The sequence below is a fragment of the Psychrobacter sp. CMS30 genome, assembly GCF_904846565.1.
Classification (GTDB): domain Bacteria; phylum Pseudomonadota; class Gammaproteobacteria; order Pseudomonadales; family Moraxellaceae; genus Psychrobacter; species Psychrobacter maritimus.
In genome coordinates, this window is sequence record NZ_CAJHBF010000026.1 from 1 (window position 1) to 19,449 (window position 19,449).

General features: G+C 41.4%; 20 protein-coding genes. 15 read left to right on the forward strand and 5 right to left on the reverse strand.

The window, feature by feature from the left end; translation table 11 throughout:
• Positions 1–118 precede the first annotated feature (118 nt).
• A complete protein-coding gene (locus JMX94_RS11625) occupies positions 119–268 on the reverse strand; it encodes a hypothetical protein (protein ID WP_201565577.1) in 150 nt (49 codons plus the stop codon).
• 96 nt (positions 269–364) lie between these two features.
• Positions 365–1,252 carry an ABC transporter ATP-binding protein gene (locus tag JMX94_RS11630; RefSeq protein WP_201565578.1) on the reverse strand — a complete coding sequence of 296 codons (888 nt, stop codon included), beginning with the start codon at positions 1,250–1,252 and terminating at the stop codon, positions 365–367.
• 247 nt (positions 1,253–1,499) lie between these two features.
• On the opposite strand from JMX94_RS11630, the gene JMX94_RS11635 reads away from it, so the two are divergent.
• The 13 genes from JMX94_RS11635 (at position 1,500) to JMX94_RS11695 (ending at position 13,534) form a co-directional block, all read left to right on the forward strand.
• Complete coding sequence (locus JMX94_RS11635; protein WP_201565579.1) at positions 1,500–3,239, forward strand: phosphoethanolamine transferase; 1,740 nt, start codon at positions 1,500–1,502, stop codon at positions 3,237–3,239.
• 74 nt (positions 3,240–3,313) lie between these two features.
• On the forward strand, positions 3,314–4,000 hold the full coding sequence (locus JMX94_RS11640; protein ID WP_201565581.1) for a response regulator transcription factor: 687 nt from the start codon (positions 3,314–3,316) through the stop codon (positions 3,998–4,000).
• 138 nt (positions 4,001–4,138) lie between these two features.
• Positions 4,139–5,452: a HAMP domain-containing sensor histidine kinase gene (locus JMX94_RS11645; RefSeq protein WP_201565583.1), complete on the forward strand. Its 1,314-nt coding sequence runs from the start codon at positions 4,139–4,141 to the stop codon at positions 5,450–5,452.
• A 198-nt stretch (positions 5,453–5,650) separates the two neighbouring features.
• Positions 5,651–6,058, forward strand: a complete 408-nt coding sequence (locus JMX94_RS11650) for a diacylglycerol kinase (protein WP_201565625.1) — start codon at positions 5,651–5,653, stop codon at positions 6,056–6,058.
• Positions 6,055–6,771 (forward strand): PAP2 family lipid A phosphatase, encoded by a 717-nt coding sequence (locus JMX94_RS11655; protein WP_227673622.1) that lies wholly within the window; start codon positions 6,055–6,057, stop codon positions 6,769–6,771. The genes JMX94_RS11650 and JMX94_RS11655 overlap by 4 nt, the downstream gene beginning before the upstream one ends.
• Before the next feature lie 266 nt (positions 6,772–7,037).
• Positions 7,038–7,649 carry a cytochrome b/b6 domain-containing protein gene (locus tag JMX94_RS11660; protein WP_227673623.1) on the forward strand — a complete coding sequence of 204 codons (612 nt, stop codon included), beginning with the start codon at positions 7,038–7,040 and terminating at the stop codon, positions 7,647–7,649.
• Positions 7,650–7,671: 22 nt separating this feature from the next.
• A complete protein-coding gene (locus JMX94_RS11665; protein WP_201565587.1) occupies positions 7,672–8,346 on the forward strand; it encodes a response regulator in 675 nt (224 codons plus the stop codon).
• A 59-nt stretch (positions 8,347–8,405) separates the two neighbouring features.
• Positions 8,406–9,860: an ATP-binding protein gene (locus tag JMX94_RS11670; protein WP_201565589.1), complete on the forward strand. Its 1,455-nt coding sequence runs from the start codon at positions 8,406–8,408 to the stop codon at positions 9,858–9,860.
• Between the two features lie 82 nt (positions 9,861–9,942).
• Complete coding sequence (locus tag JMX94_RS11675) at positions 9,943–10,500, forward strand: PepSY domain-containing protein (RefSeq protein ID WP_201565591.1); 558 nt, start codon at positions 9,943–9,945, stop codon at positions 10,498–10,500.
• On the forward strand, positions 10,490–10,816 hold the full coding sequence (locus JMX94_RS11680) for a hypothetical protein (protein ID WP_227673624.1): 327 nt from the start codon (positions 10,490–10,492) through the stop codon (positions 10,814–10,816). Before JMX94_RS11675 ends, JMX94_RS11680 begins: the two co-directional genes overlap by 11 nt.
• A gap of 53 nt (positions 10,817–10,869) precedes the next feature.
• Complete coding sequence (locus JMX94_RS11685; protein WP_201565593.1) at positions 10,870–11,973, forward strand: FAD:protein FMN transferase; 1,104 nt, start codon at positions 10,870–10,872, stop codon at positions 11,971–11,973.
• Between the two features lie 75 nt (positions 11,974–12,048).
• Complete coding sequence (locus JMX94_RS11690) at positions 12,049–12,741, forward strand: ferric reductase-like protein (RefSeq protein WP_201565595.1); 693 nt, start codon at positions 12,049–12,051, stop codon at positions 12,739–12,741.
• 94 nt (positions 12,742–12,835) lie between these two features.
• Complete coding sequence (locus JMX94_RS11695; protein WP_201565597.1) at positions 12,836–13,534, forward strand: VIT family protein; 699 nt, start codon at positions 12,836–12,838, stop codon at positions 13,532–13,534.
• An 866-nt stretch (positions 13,535–14,400) separates the two neighbouring features.
• Here the strand turns inward: JMX94_RS11695 and JMX94_RS11700 are convergent.
• The 3 genes from JMX94_RS11700 to JMX94_RS11710 all read right to left on the reverse strand — a co-directional run bounded on the left by JMX94_RS11700 (position 14,401) and on the right by JMX94_RS11710 (position 16,576).
• Positions 14,401–14,598: a hypothetical protein gene (locus tag JMX94_RS11700; RefSeq protein WP_201565599.1), complete on the reverse strand. Its 198-nt coding sequence runs from the start codon at positions 14,596–14,598 to the stop codon at positions 14,401–14,403.
• 16 nt (positions 14,599–14,614) lie between these two features.
• The gene (locus JMX94_RS11705; protein WP_201565601.1) at positions 14,615–15,145 is read right to left on the reverse strand and encodes a hypothetical protein; all 531 of its coding nucleotides are present in this window, start codon (positions 15,143–15,145) and stop codon (positions 14,615–14,617) included.
• Between the two features lie 291 nt (positions 15,146–15,436).
• Positions 15,437–16,576, reverse strand: coding sequence for a M14-type cytosolic carboxypeptidase (locus tag JMX94_RS11710; protein WP_201565602.1), 1,140 nt, complete (start codon positions 16,574–16,576; stop codon positions 15,437–15,439).
• A 334-nt stretch (positions 16,577–16,910) separates the two neighbouring features.
• On the opposite strand from JMX94_RS11710, the gene otsB reads away from it, so the two are divergent.
• Complete coding sequence (gene otsB / locus JMX94_RS11715) at positions 16,911–17,819, forward strand: trehalose-phosphatase (RefSeq protein WP_201565605.1); 909 nt, start codon at positions 16,911–16,913, stop codon at positions 17,817–17,819.
• Positions 17,816–19,444, forward strand: a complete 1,629-nt coding sequence (locus JMX94_RS11720; RefSeq protein ID WP_201565606.1) for a trehalose-6-phosphate synthase — start codon at positions 17,816–17,818, stop codon at positions 19,442–19,444. The genes otsB and JMX94_RS11720 overlap by 4 nt, the downstream gene beginning before the upstream one ends.
• The last annotated feature ends 5 nt before the right edge of the window (positions 19,445–19,449 follow it).

Genomic DNA, 19,449 nt, shown 5'->3' on the forward strand with positions numbered 1-19,449 from the left:
GGTATAAGCTAAGATGAAAGCCAGCATGGTGGCGCTCAGAGCACTCACCGTCGCCACAAAAAAACTATTAAACATCACCTGTTTAAAGCTATCACTACTTGCGATGGCATTGGCTTAGCTAACTTTTATAGTTATCTAAGCCAATGCCATCGCCAACATTGAATGATAACGCCAGCATTTTACCTAAGGGTACAAACAGAAAAGTGATGAATAAAATCGTCACAAATAGCCAAATGGCTTTTGCTTGGGGTGGATTACTAAGCTTCATAAACGTCCAAAACAATCAAATGGTCAGGTTTTTACTGAATGACAGCTATAGTCAGTATCTCAGTTGCCGATTCAGTCACTGTCAGCTTCTACAAAATCAGCCTTTCACCGTATCTTTTGACTTTTGCTTATCATGGACCGTGATAGCTTTAGAATCAGTAAGACGGGGGCTAATCTCAGCCTCATACTGTCCATAGTTTTGGGTTTGAGTGTACTTACTTAGCGGATCAGCTTCAGATATACCGTTGGCAAATAAGCTTAAGATATTGCGACGTTTAATATTGAGCTGATTTAGAATGAAGTTGGTGACAAAATCACTGGCAGGATTGTGTATGATTTCAGCGGGTTCAGCGAATTGCGCCACTTTACCATCTGATAGCAGTAGGATGCGATCAGATAACGTCATCGCCTCTTCTGGGTCATGGGTGACAATCAAGGTAGTCAGCTGATAGCGCACGGCAATCTCACGAATACGCTCTTTGACGGTTTCCTTAATTACCCCATCTAATGCCGACAAAGGCTCATCCAACAATAATATTTTGGGTTTCATGACCAGCGTACGCGCCAGCGCGACACGCTGCTTTTGACCGCCTGATAGCTGATGAATACGCTTATTTAGGTGCGCCTTAATATCGAGTAAATCGATCAGTTCATCGACTTCTTGTTGTGTACTGACACTAGGATTGTTACGCAGACCGTATTCGATGTTTTGTTTGACATTGAGATTGGGAAATAAGGCATAGTCCTGAAAGACGATATTAAAGCCTCTTTGTCTCATAGAGACGCGGGTAATATCTTCGCCGTTATAGGCAATGCGGCCGCCGCTAATATCAGCTAAACCCAAAATCATATGCAGTAAAGTAGTCTTGCCACAGCCGGATGGCCCTAAGATTGAAACTATTTCACCCGTGTTAATTTTGAGTGAAAGATCCTCGAATATCACCTTATCATCATATCTCTTTGTAACGTGTCTTAGCTCTAACATATCCACTCACCTAATCGCTTATGATTAAAATTTAATTATTTATCTTGGATAGGTCAGCAGTGTATCTAGCAGATATGACACTTCGATGAAAAAAATGATAAAAAATCGCGTAAAAGGTTTTTGCATTTTTTGTTTTCTTAATATCAACAACCCATTATTTGACCCCGTCACCTTAACGTCTTCTTAACAAGCTAGTTGTTAATGTAAGGAATCTATATTTCCTATAACTCTGTTGAGAAGTCTGTGTATGTTGACACTTCAAGCACTTAGCACCAATGCCATTAAAGCTGATGCCAAAAAAAGCATCATTAGCAGATACTTTAATCGTGAGATTCATCTTAATTATCTGATTATTATCGTTGCGCTATATTTGGTGGCTACTGCCAATATGAGCTTTTTTAAGCAAGTGTTAAGCATTTATCCTTTTAGCAGCAATATTGGTTTTATGATTTCTATCACAGGCTTTCTGTTTGGATTGATATGGTTTGTGCTGCAATTATTGTGTTATCGCCCAATCGCAAAGTTAGTGCTGATTGCGATGGTATTAATAGCGGCAATATGTGGTTATTTTACCGATGGCTATGGAACGATATTTGATCATAATATGCTGGTCAATAGCATGCAGACCGATCAAGCAGAAGCGATGGGCTTGATGGCACCGAGTTTTTTTGTTCGCGTTCTTTTATTAGGAGTATTGCCAGCTGTTATCATTGCTAACATTCGTATCAAGCGTACGCCTTTACGCCGCGCATTATGGCAACGAGCGCTTACTTTGATACTCTCCATCCTATTAATAGCCATCTGCCTACTGCCCTTTGGCGACCAATACGCCACCTTTTTTCGCCAGCATAAAGTGGTGCGCAGTTATACCAACCCTATTACCCCTATTTATTCTGTGGTCAAACTGGGCACTGATTACGTCGATGAATTGCGTCGTCCTGACACCTTAATCCTGCATGCAACAGATGCCAAACGCACCATGCCCGTCGCTAGCAATAGTACAGATACGGCAAAACCTAAATTGATGGTATTTGTCGTCGGTGAAACGGTTCGTGCTGACCATATTGGCTTAAACGGGTATCAGCGCGAGACTATGCCGCTACTTGCTAGCCAGCCAGATATTTATAGCTTTAAGCATGCAACCTCTTGCGGCACCTCTACCGCTTATTCGGTTCCTTGCATGTTCAGCTATGCTAATAGAAAGGATTACGATGCCAATAGTGCGGACTATAATGAAAATGTGCTTGATACCTTGCATAAACAAGGCGTCAACGTTATTTGGCGTGATAATAATTCTAGCTCTAAAGGCGTCGCTGATAGGGTGACTTTTGAGGATTATAAAACGCCTAAACTTAACCCTAATTGCGATGGCGAATGCCGTGATATTGGCATGCTTAATGGCTTTGATAAACTGGTGAAATTAGAGGCATCACCAGTAAAGCCCGATACAGTAAATTCGAATGAATTGCCAAAAGACACACTTATTGTATTGCATCAGATGGGTAATCACGGTCCTGAGTATTACAAACGCTATCCTAAAACCTTTGAAGTTTTTAAACCCGTTTGTATGACCAATGAGCTGTCTAAATGTGATGGTCAGTCGATTATCAATGGCTATGATAATGCGATTCGTTATACTGATTACTTCTTGAATAACGTTATCAATACGCTAAAAGCTTATGAGCAGGATTATGATGTGGTGATGGTATACATCAGCGATCATGGAGAAAGTTTGGGTGAAAACAATATCTACTTGCATGGCTTGCCGTACAGTATGGCGCCAGATACTCAAAAGCAAGTGCCGGTGATTGTCTGGTCACCTGCGAGTAATGGCATCGATAGCACTAGCAGCCATAAAAGCAGCCTTGCTAACATGATTAAGCAGCCCGTATCTCATGATTTTATTACCCCAACCCTACTTGGCTTTTTTGGTATCACGACCGATGAGGTAGCTGCCGCACCGACTTTTTTTAAGGCTTCCAATTAGACCTTTTTAGGATTTTTTAAGGCTTTTAAACCTATTTTATTAGCGCCCTGTTGGCATTTATGCACGAGACATGTATGTACAAGATACTCGTTATTGAAGACAATCCTGATATTGTCGCCAATATTTACGCTTTTTTTGAGCCCAAGGGCTTTGAGCTGGACAATGCTCATAACGGGATTAGTGGTTTGACGCTCGCCTCGAATAACCGTTATGACGTTATCTTATTGGACGTCATGCTACCGGGTATGGATGGCACCAAACTGTGTAAAAAGCTCAGAGAGGAGCTACATGATAAAACCCCCGTATTGATGCTGACCGCTCGCGATACTATTTCGGATAAAGTGGCAGGCTTCGATAGTGGCGCGGATGATTATTTGGTCAAACCTTTTTCATTGGTTGAATTGGAATCGCGCATAAAAGCCCTGATACGCCGCCATCAAGACAGTCACTTTGAGCACAGTATCACAGTCGGCAAACTGTCTTTAAATACGGAAGTACACACGATTGTTCGTGAGGGCAAACCTATAAAACTGACGCCAACTGGATTTAAGATATTACAGATACTGATGAGCGCTGCGCCGCGAGTGGTCAGCAAAAACGAGTTAGAAGAAAAAGTATGGGGTGAGGATATTCCAAGTAGCGATGCGCTGCGAACCCATGTGCATAGCGTACGCGCACAAGTCGATAAGCCGTTTGATAAAACGATGATAGTGACTGTGCCTGGGATTGGTTATCAAATTATTGATTCAGACAAAGAATAAAAGACGATCGTAAGATTGATAATATTAAGCGACTCAACGCTATTCTGAGTGCTCTTGCTACTCTTTCATCTCGTTCTACCTACTGCTTGTCATTAAGAAGTACATACCATGTTAGTAAAGACAATGTTAGTAAAGACAATGTTTAGCATCGACTCCATCGCCAATAAATTTCGCATCTCCTACTTTCTATTTGCCTTATTGCTTTGCGCCACTTTCGTCAGTATTTTTATGTATGCTGAAATGAAGCTTGAGCAAGAGCTGGTCAAAGCGCGCTTGATTCAACAATTGGCACTCAGTCAAGAAAAAGAAGGTGAGCAGCCTATTTATATTGCCAATCCCGGTATCAAAATCTATGACTATGATAGTGCCCCTGCTAATCTAAAAGCCATGGCAACCGATACGGTGCAAGAAACGCCGGTCACTGTGGATACCGAAGCAGGCAGTATCAACACCAACTTGCATTTTTTCCTCTATCATAAAAACAATCACCGCTATCTTTTAACCTATTTAGAAGACAGTGAATTGGTGATGGAAAGCTATCCCGTTTTGGCCATATTTGAGCAATTAGAAGACATATTTGCCAACGCCTTAAGAGTGGCTGTTATTTTAAGCTTGCTCATTGCTGCGATATTCTCTCAGCTGTCCTCAAGGCAAATTACCAAGCCTTTATTAGACTTAAAAAAAGCCGTAGAAACCGACCATCAAAATTTAACCGAATTGACTCATTTGCCATCCGAGGTTGGCGTTTTGGCTCGCGCCATTGATGAGAAGAACCAAAAGTTTGAGCAGTACTTAAAGCGTGAGCAATTATTTACCGGTGATGTCAGCCACGAATTGCGTACGCCTTTGACCATTATTATGGGCGCATCAGAAGTACTGGCATCACAATTGGCCGACGACAGTCACTTGAGCGAATTCACCAATCGCATTAGCAATACCGCCAAAGAAACCTCTGAGATTATCACCGCTTTGCTATTACTCTCTCGTGCACCTGAAAAGCTGGACACACCGCAAACGTCTATCAACAATATTGCGGTTAATGAAGCTGAGCGTTTAAAGTATTTATTACGCTACAAGTCAGTCACGTGCACCGTCGTCGCTGAACAAGAATATTTCGCCTACGTACGACCTGAACTACTAAAAATGGCACTAGGAAACTTGATAAAAAATGCCTTTCAATACACCGACGAAGGGGAAGTTATTATCAGTATCGATGCTGAAAAAATCACCGTCACCGATACAGGTCTTGGCATTCCTGAAGCCATGATGCCATTGCTATATGAGAGATTTGAGCGTTTAGAGTTACCACATAATGATAAGCAGTCGGATAAGATTGAAGGTACAGGTTTAGGGCTAAGTATTGTGCAACGCATTATGACGCATATGGGCTGGAAGCTGACCCACCAAGCCAATACTACAGGCGGCAGCACCTTTAGTATCTATTATCAATAGTTTTAGGAGAAGCTTAACGTTTTCTTAATACGCCCTATTTTATACTCAGTGCTTACTGGTTCCATTTACTCTTTTTAAATGGTTCGAAATCTACCGTATGCACTGATTTTAATAGACTATTAAGAATCCAATATGAACCAATTCAACCCCATTCATATCAGTAACAATCAAACAAACTCCCATTCTAAAAACTCAGAAATGCCTCATACTTTCATTGTAGCTGATAACTTTGCCAGTCATGCAAAAGGTAAAAAGGGGCTTTCTCGTATCGTTAACGCCGCAGGGTATTCCTTAGATGGATTTAAAGCGGCTTATAAATTTGAAGCAGCGTTTAGACAAGTGCTATGGCTCAATCTAATCTTATTCACTGTCATTATATTTATGCCTTTTGGCACCAGTATCAAAATGATGCTAGTCATCGCCTCGTTTTTATCTTTGATTGTCGAGCTTATTAATACCGGTATTGAAGCCAGTGTTGACCATACGTCAACGGCAAAGCATCCCTTAGCTAAAATAGCCAAAGATGTCGGTTCGGCGGCGCAGTTTTTGGCGTTACTGCTGTTATTTGTCTTATGGTCAATGGCGTTAATGAGTGTGGTACTTTGAAAGCCTATTCAGCTAATTGGGTCTGGTTAAAGCTACTGTGTTTAACCATTATTGCAACGCTAACATTTGAGCATAGCGCGTTAGATGTGCGTATTAGCGAGCTTTTATACCTAAACGGACATTGGCTTTTGGAAAAAGGCGCTCAGCCTTATGCCTTTATTTTTTATGATGGACCCAAAGCTTTGTTAATTATATTGGCGATTTATTTTCTGATTGTGTTAATCATTAGATATAAACAACCTGTCGATGCAAACCTGTCACTAAATACCGTAAAACCTCATAGGTTGATGACTCCTCTATCAGCTCGGGAAATCTGTTATCTACTAACTATTATTATCTTAGTACCTACTAGCATTGCCTTATTAAAAGGTGTCACCCATGTTAGCTGCCCCAATCATTTGACGCTGTTGGGTGGTGAGCTGCCCTACCTTAACCTTTGGCAAAATATGGTTGCGAATACGCCAGCTAAGTGCTTTCCAGCCGCCCATGCAAGTGCAGGGTTTTCTTTATATGGATTAGCATTTTTACCTACTCTGCATAAGTATCGCTATAGAATATTTGCAGCGGTCACAGTTTTAGGCTGGACAATGGGACTTTACAAAATGCTCTTTGGCGACCATTTTTTCAGTCATACCTTAGTGTCGATGCTATTGTCATTGACGATAGCCTGCGCGCTTGCAAGTGTATTTTTTAAAAGGTCTACTATGCATTAATTCCCAGACTAAGATAGTTTCTTAAAACGCATTCAATTAAAATCAATAAATTCTGGCAACGCAAACTATTACTCCTTATACCCTCCATCAAATACTCCTTTTTATTACTCAAACTTTTATTGCCCTCTAAGCTCAGCTTAAGGTTGGTTTGTTTTAATAGTGCTAACAAAGGCTATTTACAATAAATCTAGCCTCATCGCGATAGACACGTTTATTTTAATAGCGTGTTATCGCCAGCAAATAAACTGACTACTAAGCGGGGTATAATGATGGGCCAAAACAATCATAGCGGTATAACCAACGACGCAAGTAAACCCTTTTCACAACCGTCTAAAACGAAGCAAGTAAGAGTTTGGGATATCCTTGTCAGAATCACCCATTGGGCAGTCGCTATTGGTGTTATTGCAAACCTATTGTTTACAGAAGACGGTAGCGAGCTGCACGCATACGTTGGCTATACTGTCGTTGGGTTAGTTGTCATACGTTTATTATGGGGCTTTGTAGGGACACGCTATGCTCGATTTAGCAGTTTCTTTCCTACTCCTTTACGTATCAAGCGCCATTTATCAGCACTCAGCGTCCGTCGTACCGATAAACAGCATCTTGGTCATAATCCATTAGCCGCTATTATGATGCTATCATTATGGGCGGCGATTATAGGACTTGGAATCACAGGCTATCTGATGGAATCAGGAATGATGGGGAACGAAGATTTTCTTGAAGAGGTACATGAATTATTAGCAAATAGCTTGTATCTATTGGTTCCTCTACACGTTATCGCGGCAATAGTCATGAGTTACTGGCAACGACAGAATCTGATTAAAGCCATGATTACTGGTAATAAAACCATAGTAGATGAACCCTCTAAATCAGAATAAGAAAAATGATGGAGCATGGCATATGGCACGTATATTACTCATAGAAGACGATAGCACTATCGCCGACGGTATTATTCTGGGTTTAAAAAGTCATGGAATGATGGTCGATTGGTTCGATAATGCAAAGCAAGGTGAGCTGGCATTACAAGATAATATGTTTGATGCGGTTCTGTTAGATTTAAGCTTGCCGCAAGGCGACGGTATGACAGTATTAAAAAACTGGCGCGGCAAACAGATAGATACCCCTGTATTAATCATCACTGCTCGCGATGCCATCGCCAATCGCGTGGCTGGACTCAATGCAGGGGCTGATGACTATTTGATTAAACCCTTTGCCTTGGATGAAGTTATCGCTCGTCTGCAAGCACTGATGCGGCGCAGCCAAGGACGTAGCCAACCTGAAATTCGCTACGGTAACGTGACTTATCAGCCTCATAGCCAACAACTCTACCATCAAGGCAATCTTATTGAGCTTACGATTAAAGAGGTGGCGATACTAGAGCAAATGCTGACGCATCCTAAGCAGATTCACAGTCGGGCAAGCTTAGAGGACAAGCTCTATGGATGGCAACAAGATATAGAAAGCAATGCCATTGAAGTACATATTCATCATTTACGCAAAAAGCTTGGCAATGATTTTATTTTAACCAAACGTGGGGTGGGTTATTATTTAAATCCTACCTACAATCATCTATAGTAATATAAAAGCTTAAACTTAAACTTAAAATCCTCCGTCACCTTTTGCCCTGTGAGCCTATGAAAAGTATCCAACAACGACTACTGACGTCCTTATTGATTGGACTGCCTTTGCTTTGGTTACTCACCTCCAGCTTTATCGCTTGGCGACTGTGGCATGAAATCAATGAGATGAATGACACCCAAATCACGCAAGTCGCCCGTTACTTAATCGGGGTATCTGCTGACGAGGAACATGACGACGACGATGACAATGGTAACGATGACCATAAGAAACAGTCACGCGCTGCCAAAATATATCACTTAAAAAGTAAGCAGCTATCCGGTGATCTTGGCGAGGCTGAAGATGATTACATGGGGTTCGCCATCTGGAATAAAGACGGTCGGCTGCTCATGGCGGACGAAAATGGGCAGTCATTTAAATTTCTCCCCGATCAACATGGCTTTTTAGAAGACCATCATCATGCCTATCAGCGCTTAAACCCTTTTAACCATCAATGGCGCTTGTTTTATATTCACGATGAACATTCTGATAAGCACGAAAGCCGCGTGATTGCGGTTGGTCAAAACCTTGATTCTCGCCAAAAAATGATTGTCGAGACTATGTCGGTGCAGCTACTGCCTATGTTGATTGGGTTGCTGGCGTTCATGGGTCTTGTCGTTCTACTCATTCGCCGTGGCTTTAAACCTTTAACAGAGGTTAGCGCCGAGCTTGAACAACGTCAGCCACAAGATGACAGCCCCATCACAGCAGATGTCCCTAAAGAGATTCAGCCTTTAGTCAGCGCCTTAAACGTGTTATTTGTAAAAGTAGCTGACACTTTAGCGCGTGAGCAACGATTTACAGCTGATGCGTCACATGAGCTACGAAGTCCGCTTGCCGCCTTAAAGTTACAAGCGGATTTATTACAACAGCAATTACTGCAACTGTCAGAGATAGAGGACGATAGCCAACTGTTCTATCACACTCAAAAAATCAGTGAGGGTATTGAGCGCGCCAATCACTTGGTTGAGCAACTTTTGACGTTAGCAAAAATAGAGCCACAGCAGCATCTGCCTGCTGAACAATTAGAAAAACCTGATTGGCTGGCTTTAACCGACGAAGTACTTAGCGAGGTTAATCGGCTAGCACGGGAAAAGCATATCCAACTCAAGCGCACAGTGCTGTGTGACCATCCTGCCGATATTTTACCTATTCTGGTAAACCCCACCTTATTCAAATTATTAATTCGCAACCTCTTAGAGAATGCCATTCATTATTGCCCAGAAGGCGCTTTGGTGGAATTACAGCTAGATATAAATGCTATCCGAGTGCTCGATAATGGCAATGGCGTCGCACCTGAGCAGTTAGCACGGCTCAGCGAACGCTTTTATCGACCAGCCGGTCAAAGCCAAATGGGCAGCGGCTTAGGTCTATCTATTGCTAATCGGATTGTCGAGCTACATAACCTGAACTTAGCATTTGCCAACCGCCCTTCTCCAGAAACCGGCTTTATGGTCACTATCAGTAAATAAAGCCGCCTTGTCTTAAGTTTGAGTTAGTCTTCACCGCGTATGCTACTTGTATTCCCTCATGATTTCATACGGAGTACACCTTATGAGCCTGCCACTATTAAAACCCTTGTTATTGACTATCGGTGCCTCTTCACTGGTCTTCTTTGGCGGTGTTATCGCATTAACGACAGCATCATCAGATTCTACTGATGTCTTATCAGCGGCAAATATCACCAATCAGCTGACTGACGCTGTTAAACAGAACACTGCTATAGAGCCGCTATCAGCTGCGATGCTTACAAGTGACCAAGCAATCGCCTTAGCTAAGCAGAACCTTCCTAATGCAACCCTACAAGCGACTCCAGAGCTGGTTAACTACAACGGTGCCGTCGCCTATGAGGTGCGCTTAGATACCAACACCACTTATATTGATGCCAATCTCGGCTCTATCTTGAACCCTGTTAACACCAGTGGCGCTCTTATTGATAGCGATTATTCTGATTATGACGATGACGATGACGAAGATAAATACGAAGACCACGATAATGATGAGGTGGAACACCATAAGAAAAAGCATAAGGATAAATACGATAAAGAAAGCGAGCGTCTGATTGCTACGAGCTATAAGCATGATAACGATGAGGATGACTATGATGATTAATTCTAAAGTACCTGCTACTAAAGCCACTCATAAAAACCTGAAAAAAGCCGATCCTATTGCGACGTTTAAAAATAGCATTCTCATCGTCTCGGTCGTTGGCACCATGGCAGGTTGGCTCATATTACTTGATCAAGAAGCCGATAGTTTACCTGCCAGCACCGCTATCCCTGTCAGCACTAGCATCTCAAACCCTAACGTCATAGTGGCTCAAACCCCAAGCGGCGTTGATATCACGCAATTAAGACAAGTGAATGAAGTAGAACGCCCAGCGGTTGAAGCGATAGCAGTTGTCGCTCGTACCCGCTCTTCTCGATAAATAAAAAATGATGGGCTTAAAATGATGACCAATCGTGCAACTAAGGACTTCTTATGCAAGCAAACACCAACAGCAGCACGCCACAACTAGCGACCTTTATGTTGCCGGCGATGGGTTGTCACGTCCAAATCAGTCTAAATATTACGCAATTAAGCTTGCAGCAAACGCAAGGCAACACAGACCAAGAGATAGACCAAAAAATTGACCAAAAAGTCGCTTTGGTTAAAGCCTATGTAGAAGAAAAACTGCTGCAGTGGGAGCATACATTCAGTCGTTTTGATAACACCAGCGAGCTGATGAGACTCAATAGTCACACCAATCAATGGACAGATATCAGCCCAGAATTGTTTGCAGTTTTAGAAAGTGCCATTGCTTTTGTGCCAAAAACCCAAGGCTTAGTCACCCCAACATTACTAAATACCCTGTGGGATATCGGCTATAAACACTCATTTGAGACCTTAGCAAAACAACCGACGCCGTCTGTGCAAACAGCTCAGCCGACTTTGCAAGATACTTCTGATGCTTCTAAAAACGACGCTGCCAATCAATCCATAAAAAATATCAAGCTTCGCACGTCAGCTCATGGACAACATCAAGTATGTCTCCCGACTGGCACAGCTCTCGATTTAAATGGTTATGTCAAAGGATGGTGCGCGATGCAATTGGCCGAATACATCAGTCAACGCTCTGACTGGCAATTGCCTTGTTTAATTGATATGGGAGGCGACATAGCGATTGGTGTGCCAAATGAGCAAAAATTTGCCAAACCTATTACATGGGCCATTGCTATCGCCAAACCCTATATTGCTGATAGCCAGCAGGTTCAAGATGAAGAAGATATTGCCATTATTCATATCAGTGCGGGCGCTGTTGCAACCTCAGGTCAAGACTATCGCCGTTGGTGGCATAAAGGCCATTGGCAACATCACTTGATACATCCTTATTATGCTTGTCCTGCAAAAAGCGACGTTTTAAGTGCCACCATACTTGCTGATGATACGTTGACCGCAGGGGTATATGCCAAATACTGTGTCATCCTAGGCGCGAAAAAAGCGCTGCAATGGCTGTCCGAACAGCATATTGCCGCCGTATTAGTCGATACTAATCATAAGGTCATGGCTTCACCTGCCATTCATCCAAACTTAATTGCCATTTAATCCATAAAAAATATTTAAGTCGTTACTATTTAAGGTTTTACTATCTTAAGTTGTTACCTTGATTGGAGAATAGCCATGCATACTGACTCTCACCCTGATTCTAGCAATCACTTGATAGTTAAACTAACTAAGACAGTCTTTCAGGCGCTATGGACAGTATTTATTTTAAGTGCTGGCATAGTCGGCGGCGTTTATGCCTTTTCGTTGTGGGGAGAAAGCCTATCGCAAATCTTTATGACCACAGACAAGCACTTTTGGTATTTGTCGCGCGCAAGTGGTGTGATTGCCTATGCTTTATTTTGGTTGGCAGTTGTTTTTGGTTTGTTGCTCGGTACGCGCCTATGTCGGTATTTTAATGCGGCAAAAGTATTTGCATTACATCAATATTTAAGCTTGCTCGCCGTAGGTTTTGCTACTTTTCATGCGGCTATTTTATTGGCTGATAACTATATGAATCTGAATATTTGGCAGGTATTATTACCGCTTGGGTTTCAGACTGACCGTATCGGTGTCGCACTAGGACAATTGGGATTTTGGTTTTTATTCATCAGCGCGTTTAGCTTCTACCTTAAAAAATACATGGGTCAATCAGCATGGCGATGGTTGCATTTTTTAACCTTTTTAGCTTATATGGGCATTAGTATCCATGTGTTTATGGTGGGCTCTGATAGCCGACTGCTAGCGCTATTATTGTTTTATGCCGGCAGTCAGACAGTGGTCTTTGTACTGATTGCCTATCGTTTATATGCGTTAAGGCAAGTTAGCTAATCTCTGAGCAATTTACAGGGTAAACTGTAATACACTATCTTTGGTTCATTATTTTTGGTTTATTATTCTTGCTTAGTTATTTTTGAGGTTATTTATGTCCCTTTCTATTCATGATGAAGTGCATTTAAGCAACCGTAGCCAGTGGCTCAGAGCAGCCGTTCTCGGTGCAAATGATGGATTGATTTCTACCGCCAGTTTATTGGTTGGTATTGCTGCGGCAAACGCCAATAGCCAGACTTTACTACTGACGGGGCTTGCGTCATTGACTGCGGGTGCTTTATCAATGGCGGCGGGTGAGTATATTTCCGTGTCATCACAGGCAGATACTGAAAAAGCGGACTTGGCAAAAGAGCATCATGAGTTAACGCATAACTCTGAGCGCGAGCTTCTTGAGCTGACAAGAATTTATGAGCAGCGTGGACTTGAGCAAGACTTAGCCCATCAAGTTGCCGTGGCTTTGACTGAGCACGATGCCCTAGAAGCCCATGCGCGTGATGAGATTGGCTTAACTGACATAAGTACCGCCAAGCCACTTCAAGCCTCCATTGCCTCTGCCCTATCATTCATAGTAGGCGCCATCGTCCCTGTTATGGGTATTCTACTATTGCCAGCAGAGACATTGGTATGGTCGTTGGCCTCGTTAACTGTCGTAGGCTTAATTTTACTTGGTGTGGTATCTGCACGCTTGGGCGGTGCCCCTATCATTCCTGCTACTGCTCGGGTGGTAATATGGGGTGTATTGGCTATGCTGGCAACTTCGTTTATCGGCGGGTTGTTTGGTGTCGCGGTTTAACTTCTGTCTTCGTTACTATAACCTCTCTTATAGAAACAAAGAGAGGTTCCCTAGTGAGGACTCGAAACTTGGGCTGTAGGCTATATACGCTAATAGGTAGAGCTATTAAAATCATGACAGTGTACATTGTAGTGTACAGAACGTTAGCTTTTTAAGCTTAAAAATAGCCATCATGATCAAATTTTCTAGATAGCTTTTATAGGAATAATTAGGTTTGCCGTGATAGCGAGCTTCTTAGTTCTACTGCTTATACTTAGGATCGGATTTAAACCTATAGTTAGAATTAGTAGTACATTTTTCAAAAATATCCTGATCAATTGCTTTGTTATAGCTATCTTGTAATTGTACCCTCGCAATACTTTGTTGGTCAGTAGTACAACTACTCCGATTCTTATAATCTTTTCTTTTATCGAGGTTTTGATTATTCCAATCAAAAATACCGTAGTTACAAGCGGATAGACTTAAGCAGAAAACGATTACCATAATACTAAAAAGCATCTTCTTCAATGATTCCATAGTCGTTATCTTCCTCAAAAGTGGTTCAAAGTAAGTTCGGTGCGCTATACAGGAATCGATCTGGCAGATATAACTTCAACGTATATAGGCTGAGCATACAATTCAAGGCTATTGATATCATGCACTACTTCACCGTTCCTACTCTTGTGAAAAGTAAAAGTTGCAAACCTCCCAACCTCATCATCTTGAAAACCTATTGTTATATTAACGCTCTCTAAAGGAAAATCTATAAGCCATTTTTTCTTGAATTTGTTAGAAAATATGATGGACTGGATGAACGGGTCTTGGTCTGTAAAATCTTCTATATGAAACCTATTAGTAGAAACTTCATAACCCGAAAAATCAGTAAATTATCTTTCAATCTTATGTTTTTCAATTGAACAGCGAGTATAGCTTGAAGGGAATATTTTTTCTAGAAAAATGCAGTCACCTATCGGTAAAAACCCTTCTTTTAAGATAAGGTCTGACTCCTTATCTAATGTGCCTTCTCGTATTTCACTTTCGTTAATATCTAAAAACTCTTTCATCAGTAGATTGGTGTAAATCATAGCTTTGCCCTAAATGTCATATTAATCCAGTGCTGGCTTTAATTTTCTCTATTTCAGATAAAGATAATTGAGTCATAGCTATGATACATAACTCTTTACTATTATTAAAACCTACTACTAATCTATCATTTATAATATACGACTCCACTTTGCAATAACTAATTGAAAATCTTACAGATATATAGTTATTTCCTAAATCGAGATAAAGATCTGAATCAAGAGTATCTATAAAAGAGCTATCTAAGCACTTATTTGATTTTGTAATATCAAAAATTACAATACCTTTAGTCAGTGCATAGTCAGGAATTTTAAAAGAACTATTAAGTCTCTTAATATTTTCTCTTTTAATCACTGTCAAGGTACAACTGCTCATTACACCCTCTTCCGCATTAACTCCAATTTCGAGCAATGACCTTTTTCCATCACCGTATCTAAAATATGATTTTTGAAAGTTTGGCTTGCCGATATTTATATCAAAGGGAATATAGTCATCAAATTCGATGGAAACTATTTTATTATCATTGCTAATACTTTTGAACTTTAACAATTTATTCTCCTATTTATATAGAGCATACCCCAACTGAACCACCTATTTCACCCTTCAAACCTATTAACAGACCACTTAAAACAGACTGCTATAATGGAACCACTTATATCACGACAATAAGTAGAGACTTGTCCCATTTGCATCTCCCTCCCAATCCTTTAAATTTATAGATAATAGACCTCTTACAAAAGCCCCATTCTATTGATTTCTAATAACAGAGTTTCAAAGACTGGCGACGACTTATGCAAGAAGTCTAATAAAATATATGATTTAAATATGACACATCAATAATTAACGCAATTCATCCACGACCGCCAGCATGGCAACCAACGAGGCTTCACCTAGCTTAATTGAACGCTCTGGTGACCAGCCTGTATCTGCATCAGGTACATTATCATTATCTTTAAACGGCATCTCTAAGGTATTGGCCAGACAATCAAACCGTTCCGCTACCCAGTGGGTGGCGATGGTCATATTCGCGGTGCCCGGCGCATCGATGTCATAGCCAAACTCAGACTGAAAATCGGCACTGGCGAGCTTTAATACGTCTGAAAATTTATCACGTAAACGGGCAAGGCGGTCGTTATAACTTGGCGTCCCTTGCGAGCCGGCTAAGAACACATAAGGCAGCGCTTCATCACCGTGCACATCATAAAACAAGTCCACACCCGTTGCTTGCATTTTATTAATGACATGGAATACCTCAGGGCTTTTCTCTAAGCTTGGATTTAACCATTCACGGTTTAAATTCGTTCCGACAGCATTAGTACGTAGATGTCCGCGCACACTGCCATCAGGGTTCATATTTGGCACAATATAGAAGTTCGCCTTTTCTAATAACAGCTTAGCAGTGGCGTTATCACTATCTAGTAAGCTATATAACAATCCTTCAACCAGCCACTCAGCCATCGTCTCACCCGGATGCTGACGCGCCGTAATCCAAATATTGCGTTTGCTCTTATCACTACTGCTATCGCCATCAGCAATTTTTACCAAGGTTAAGTCGCGCTTATCAAGCGTTTCGCCTAAATGCTCTAAACTCACTAATGGGTGCGTTTGTACGGCTGCCAATAAGTCTTGATGACGCTCATAACTGTAAGGGGCAAAATACGCAATTTGAATGGTATCGCACTCAAGCTCTGCCACTATGGTTAATTTGCCGTCTTTATAAGAGGTTGGCAGACGGAACCAGTACTCCCGATCATAGGAAGCAACCGCTTGGTAATTCTCCCAGCCCTCAAGGTATGACGCCGCCCCTGCATTGACAATATTAAGCACATATTGCTCGCCAATCTCACCTGATAGACGAAAGTTAAACCACTGGAAAAACCCTTCACCAACGTCTGGACGAATCGCTAATTGGATATCTTTTTTATCTTCTAGACTAATAACCTCAATATTACCTGCGTCAAAATTTGCAGTGATATGCATAATCTTTCCTTAATGGTTTTTTGTAAATTTAAAGACTTATGTTAAAAAAACTTATACTAAACTCAATAGGTTGTCCATCATAGTGTAACGGAGTTTATGGCACACTCGTGATCAAGTTTGGTTGCTTATTATAGCGCTTGTTTCTTTATTATTAGCTTGATTCTTGGTTTGATTCTTGGATTGCGTATAACTAGAAACTAAGAGAACACTGCAAACCCGCACATTCTTTTATATCAAACACATATTAGCTTTTAGTAGACAGTTCATTTCAAAATTCGTGCGTCTTAGAGCAAAATCTGCTGCTCTATTACCAAAGATAAATAAAGGAATATATGTGACTTCAGGAAGAAGCGCCAGCGTGCATAGCGCACCTATATACATCTCACCCAAGCACTTTGCCGATTACTTATCGCCTCAGCAAGGCTATTGCCTGTTTTTAGATATAGATGGCACGCTTGCAGACTTTACCTTGAATCCAAAAGACAGCTTCATTCCTACTACCACCCTAACGCTTTTAGAAAAAATACAAAGTCATGGCGTCAACATCGCGATTGTCACCGGACGCAGTCTAGCTGAAGCAAGGCAAATGCTGTCTCCTATAAAGCTGCCCATTGCCGCAACGCATGGATTAGAAATGGCATTTGATGGTATCAGCGCCAGCCTTACACAGATTGACCTCACTGAACTGACCGCTATCAAACAGGCTATTCGCCAATCTTGTATGCCTTACGATGATTTGTCGATAGAAGATAAACCTTATTCTATTGCCCTACATTATCGGCAAAATCCTGCGTTAGCTGATGTGGCGTACGCCATTATGTCAACCACGTCAAAAAATCACCCTGATTGGCTATTAAAACAGGGCAAATATGTGTGGGAGATAGCGCCCAAAGCGGCCGATAAAGGCATTGCAATTTTAACCTTATTAAAACAAATGCAGACCAATGATACTCTTTGCCCTATTTTTATCGGTGATGATATAACCGATGAAGCAGGGTTTATGGCCGTACAAGGCAGCAAGCGATTCATAGAAAAAAGCCATTTAATCAAAGGCATGGGTATCAGGGTAGGTAACGAGTACCAGCAGCCAACGTGCGCCCATTATTATGTCAATAATATTCATGACGTAACAGTTTTACTTGAGCGCTTTTTAACTTTTTGTCAAAAACGCAGCACGCTATTGTCTAACCTAACTAATTCCAATGTTCAGATAGTCAGCAAACATTCGAGGCAACTGATATGAGCCGTTTAATCGTCTTATCTAACCGAGTAAAGATGCCCGATAATAATCCTATGGCAGGCGGGCTGGCAGTAGCGCTGCAAGATATATTAACGGGCAGTTCAGTCATCTGGATGGGCTGGAATGGTGCCATTATTGATAGCTCTGATGCCGGTGAAATCAATAGCTTTAGCAATTATAAACAAGAGAATGTAGCAAGTTCTTGTATGCAAGGAACGCATACCGAAACTACTTATATGACCACCGCCCTCACCACCCGACAATATCAGCATTTTTATTGCGGATTTGCCAATAATGTGCTGTGGCCAATGCTGCATGAGCAACCTGAGTTAATTAACCAAGCACCAGAGGACTATGCAGGCTATCAAGCAGTGAATCGCCTGTTTGCTCAACAATTAAAGAGCATTATTCAGCCTGACGATGTGATTTGGGTGCATGATTATCATTTTTTAAGTGTCGCATATCATTGCAAGAAACTTGGAATAAAGAATCGTATTGGCTTTTTTTTACATATTCCGTTTGCGCCATTAGCCTTTTGGCAACGGCTTGCTCAAAGCTGTGAGCTGATTAAGCATTTGGCACATTATGATGTGCTTGGCACCCAAACTCAGCAGGATAAAGCCCATTGTCTTGCTGTTTTTCAGCATTATTTAAAAGACAGCGTTTTAGAAGACAACGTTTTAGAAGATAGTCTGGCAAAAAACAGTCTTTTAGATTTTTTACCCATCAACGTTTTATATTCCAAACAGTCTCTTACTAGAGCGCATACTGCATCTGGTACACAGTTAAAGCTTCATTTAGAGTTAAAACCCCAGCATGCTTTAATAATTAATGCCTATCCTATCGGCGTCAATGTCACAAAGATTCAGCAGCAGGTTAGCCATTTATTCTCACCTTTATCCTTATCATCTATCAAGCGTATTCAGAATAACGATACGGTAAAGCCCATCTCACAGCGTATTATTGCGGTCGATAGGATTGATTATTCCAAAGGTTTATTAGAGCGTTTTTCGGGCTATCGCGACTTTTTACAGCAATATCCAGCCTATCAAAATCAGCTGCAATTATTACAAATCGCCTGCCCTAGCCGTTTAGATTTATCGACTTATCAGCGACTTTATAAGGAAGTTAAACAAGCGGTTTATAACGTTAATCAGCAATTTTCGCCCAATGCAAATACTTGGCAAGCAATTGATTATAGCGAAGAAGTGTTAAGCCATGAGACCGTGATGACGGCATTCTGCCAAAGTGATATCGGTTGGGTAAATTCGCTGCAAGACGGTATGAATCTGGTCGCCAAAGAATATATTGCTGCCCAAAATCCTGATAATCCTGGGGTGCTGATGCTATCACGTTATGCAGGAGCAGCCGAGCAAATGCAAGCAGCGGTCATTATCGATCCGCACCAGCCAAAAAGCATCATAGAGGGTTTGAATACTGCCTTAACGATGACATTAGGAGAGCGAAAGTCCCGCTATCAGGCATTATTACAAGGATTGCAGCAAGATAATTTACATGCTTGGCAGCAAAGCTTTTTAGACGACCTATATTTAGATAACTTATATGATAATAAAGGACATCAAACAGACAGCGATTCCCCAGCAGCCGTCCAAATGTCTGGCTCATAAAAATA

What these genes read in the sequence shown, in the direction of transcription:
- JMX94_RS11640 (WP_201565581.1), top strand. Translation starts at nt 3,314, where the DNA reads ATGTACAAGATACTCGTTATTGAAGACAATCCTGATATTGTCGCCAAT.
- JMX94_RS11635 (WP_201565579.1), top strand. Translation starts at nt 1,500, where the DNA reads ATGTTGACACTTCAAGCACTTAGCACCAATGCCATTAAAGCTGATGCC.
- JMX94_RS11700 (WP_201565599.1), bottom strand. Translation starts at nt 14,598, where the DNA reads ATGATTTACACCAATCTACTGATGAAAGAGTTTTTAGATATTAACGAA.
- JMX94_RS11685 (WP_201565593.1), top strand. Translation starts at nt 10,870, where the DNA reads ATGCAAGCAAACACCAACAGCAGCACGCCACAACTAGCGACCTTTATG.
- JMX94_RS11650 (WP_201565625.1), top strand. Translation starts at nt 5,651, where the DNA reads ATGCCTCATACTTTCATTGTAGCTGATAACTTTGCCAGTCATGCAAAA.
- JMX94_RS11710 (WP_201565602.1), bottom strand. Translation starts at nt 16,576, where the DNA reads ATGCATATCACTGCAAATTTTGACGCAGGTAATATTGAGGTTATTAGT.
- JMX94_RS11720 (WP_201565606.1), top strand. Translation starts at nt 17,816, where the DNA reads ATGAGCCGTTTAATCGTCTTATCTAACCGAGTAAAGATGCCCGATAAT.
- JMX94_RS11630 (WP_201565578.1), bottom strand. Translation starts at nt 1,252, where the DNA reads ATGTTAGAGCTAAGACACGTTACAAAGAGATATGATGATAAGGTGATA.
- JMX94_RS11680 (WP_227673624.1), top strand. Translation starts at nt 10,490, where the DNA reads ATGATGATTAATTCTAAAGTACCTGCTACTAAAGCCACTCATAAAAAC.
- JMX94_RS11645 (WP_201565583.1), top strand. Translation starts at nt 4,139, where the DNA reads ATGTTTAGCATCGACTCCATCGCCAATAAATTTCGCATCTCCTACTTT.
- JMX94_RS11675 (WP_201565591.1), top strand. Translation starts at nt 9,943, where the DNA reads ATGAGCCTGCCACTATTAAAACCCTTGTTATTGACTATCGGTGCCTCT.
- JMX94_RS11625 (WP_201565577.1), bottom strand. Translation starts at nt 268, where the DNA reads ATGAAGCTTAGTAATCCACCCCAAGCAAAAGCCATTTGGCTATTTGTG.
- JMX94_RS11670 (WP_201565589.1), top strand. Translation starts at nt 8,406, where the DNA reads ATGAAAAGTATCCAACAACGACTACTGACGTCCTTATTGATTGGACTG.
- JMX94_RS11690 (WP_201565595.1), top strand. Translation starts at nt 12,049, where the DNA reads ATGCATACTGACTCTCACCCTGATTCTAGCAATCACTTGATAGTTAAA.
- JMX94_RS11665 (WP_201565587.1), top strand. Translation starts at nt 7,672, where the DNA reads ATGGCACGTATATTACTCATAGAAGACGATAGCACTATCGCCGACGGT.
- JMX94_RS11695 (WP_201565597.1), top strand. Translation starts at nt 12,836, where the DNA reads ATGTCCCTTTCTATTCATGATGAAGTGCATTTAAGCAACCGTAGCCAG.
- JMX94_RS11660 (WP_227673623.1), top strand. Translation starts at nt 7,038, where the DNA reads ATGATGGGCCAAAACAATCATAGCGGTATAACCAACGACGCAAGTAAA.